3 protein-coding genes are annotated in these 2,334 nt (G+C 51.4%); 1 reads left to right on the top strand and 2 read right to left on the bottom strand.

The window, feature by feature from the left end:
* The coding region (locus GAC_RS01275) for a pseudouridine synthase family protein (protein WP_458796999.1) at positions 1 to 272 on the bottom strand (272 nt) is incomplete at its 3' end.
* 322 nt (positions 273 to 594) lie between these two features.
* Between GAC_RS01275 and GAC_RS01280 the strand changes: the two genes are divergently transcribed.
* Positions 595 to 1,668 carry a rod shape-determining protein gene (locus GAC_RS01280; protein ID WP_044051809.1) on the top strand — a complete coding sequence of 358 codons (1,074 nt, stop codon included), beginning with the start codon at positions 595 to 597 and terminating at the stop codon, positions 1,666 to 1,668.
* Positions 1,669 to 1,776: 108 nt separating this feature from the next.
* Here GAC_RS01280 and mreC read toward each other — a convergent pair.
* On the bottom strand, positions 1,777 to 2,334 hold a 558-nt coding region (mreC, locus tag GAC_RS01285; RefSeq protein WP_037349063.1), incomplete at its 5' end, for a rod shape-determining protein MreC.

Genomic DNA, 2,334 nt, shown 5'->3' on the forward strand with positions numbered 1-2,334 from the left:
TGGCCTAATGCCTCTCTTATACTATCCGCGCTCGGCCTCAAGCTGCTCGTCTTGATAATCTCACCTTCAGCGTCGTCAGTAGAGCGTTGAGACCCCCATTGTACCGTAACTGCATACGACTTCAACCCATCAACCGCATACGGTATGGTTTTCGTCGCCTCACCTACAGCAACAGGCAGCACCCCGGTTGCTAGAGGGTCTAACGTGCCCGCATGGCCAACTTTGCAGTTAAAAATCTTCTTTACCCTACCAACCACACTGCCGGAACTCATGTGGAGAGGCTTATCTACGTTTAGCCATCCATATTTTACTCTCGCACTTTGCAATTATCCCGCACCTAGCTAAGCTCTCACGATCTATACGTTAGCAGCCTTTGCGACTAATCGCAGCAAAAACAAAATATTCCTTTATTGGTATAAAAAATTTGGACTCAGGGCGTGCTTTTGATTCTATATGTGCTATATAGATGTGTGTACATGTGTGCACCGTCGGGCGTGTGTGCCATTGGGTTGTGGCTGCATGGCGGTGGGTGCTGGTTTCCTACTTTGGTATATTGTTATGGTGAGTCTAGATCTATTGCCTGATGCCCTGAACATGCGGGCGGCAAGTTTTTTCGATCGGTGCGTGCATGCCCTGTCTTGCAGCGGGCTTTTCGCTAGTGATATGGCAATTGACCTGGGAACAGCAAACACTCTAGTGTACGTTAAAGGCAGGGGCATAGTGCTTAATGAGCCGTCTGTAGTGGCTATCCTGAAGGAAAGGGGTAATTACGTCCCGTATGCATTCGGGGCCAAAGCGAAAATGATGCTGGGAAAGACTCCCGGCGGTATCGAGGCTATACGCCCGTTGAAGGATGGAGTTATAGCTGACTTTAAAGGCGCGGAAGAGATGATCAAGTTCTTCATTAGAAACGCCAGCAAGCGTAGAACCATAAACAGCCCCACAGTGGTGATATGCGTTCCTTCTGGCTCCACTCCCGTTGAGAGGCGCGCTATACAGGATGCGGCCGAAGGTGCGGGAGCCGGAGAGGTTTTCCTGATAGAGGAACCCATGGCTGCGGCAATTGGCGCTGGAATGCCAGTCACCCAACCTGAAGCATCGATGATCGTTGATGTGGGCGGTGGGACAACCGAAGTGGCTGTCATATCCCTGGGAGGAATAGTATACTCTCGCTCGGTACGGAGCGGTGGAGACCTAATGGACGAAGCCATAGCATCATACATAAGGAAGCACTATAACCTCTTGGTGGGTGAGACAACCGCGGAGAGAATCAAGAAAAGCATTGGGGCCGCCTGCCCTCCAGAATCGGGAGATGGTGACACCGTTATTGTAAAGGGTAGAGACCTCAGCGACGGCGTGCCAAAGGAAGTATATCTGTCGGAAAGGCAGGTTGCAGAAAGTCTGGCAGAGCCAGTGGGGCAGATAGTATCTGCGGTACGGGTTGCGCTAGAGTGCACACCTCCTGAGCTGTCTTCTGACATCATGGATAAGGGCATTATGGTCTCCGGCGGTGGTGGTATGCTCAAGAATCTAGACCGCTTGCTGGCCGAAACGACCGGGCTCCCGGTTGCAGTTGCATCTAACCCGCTGTGCTGCGTGGCATTGGGCACAGGCAAGGTACTGGAGGAAATGGATGCCCTATCACACGTACTGTTCAAGCAGGATTGAAGTTTCCAATTCTAACCACCTGATAGTATATACAGATGCGGGGGCCGTGTGTTCTCTCGGTTAAAGTGATACCTTCGGTGTGTGTGCCGCCTGTACCGCATACGCTAGCTAGTCGATGCTCTCGCCGTGCATGTGCTTCGCGCTCATTACGCTTACCACACCTATTTCCCTCAGGTTTACCGACGTCACCACCTTATTCTGAGCCAGTATATGTCCTACATATATCCCATGGGGAAATCCTTCATCATTCCCAGTAGTAATCACCAAATCGCCATCATGGAGTTCGGTATTACTAGAGGACAGATGGGTTAGCACAAGACCCTCAGCCGAACCGGCGAGTATGGCATTCACACCACTTTCCACAACCATCACTGGAATGCGAAAATCCTTGCTCGCGATAAGCAGCACCCTGGCACTATGCTCGCCCACATCTGTGGTTTTACCGATGAGCCCCTGGCTGGTAACAACCGCCTGCTGGTCCCGAATCCCTTCCCTGCGCCCTATGGGTAAAAAAACATGCTCTCGGGTACCATCATACACAACAACTGCACGTGTTGTGACGTAACTGATATCCGCATGATGGGAAAGGAAGTTCAGCATCTGTTTAAGATGATCATTTTCCTTAGCGAGGATCTTGACCAGCACTCCACCAGAATCCGCGGCCTC

It is taken from the genome of Anaplasma marginale str. Florida, from assembly GCF_000215485.1.
In the GTDB taxonomy this organism is placed as follows: domain Bacteria; phylum Pseudomonadota; class Alphaproteobacteria; order Rickettsiales; family Anaplasmataceae; genus Anaplasma; species Anaplasma marginale.

Coding starts and splice junctions, on each gene's coding strand:
- GAC_RS01280 (WP_044051809.1), top strand. CDS start 595: ATGCGGGCGGCAAGTTTTTTCGATCGGTGCGTGCATGCCCTGTCTTGC.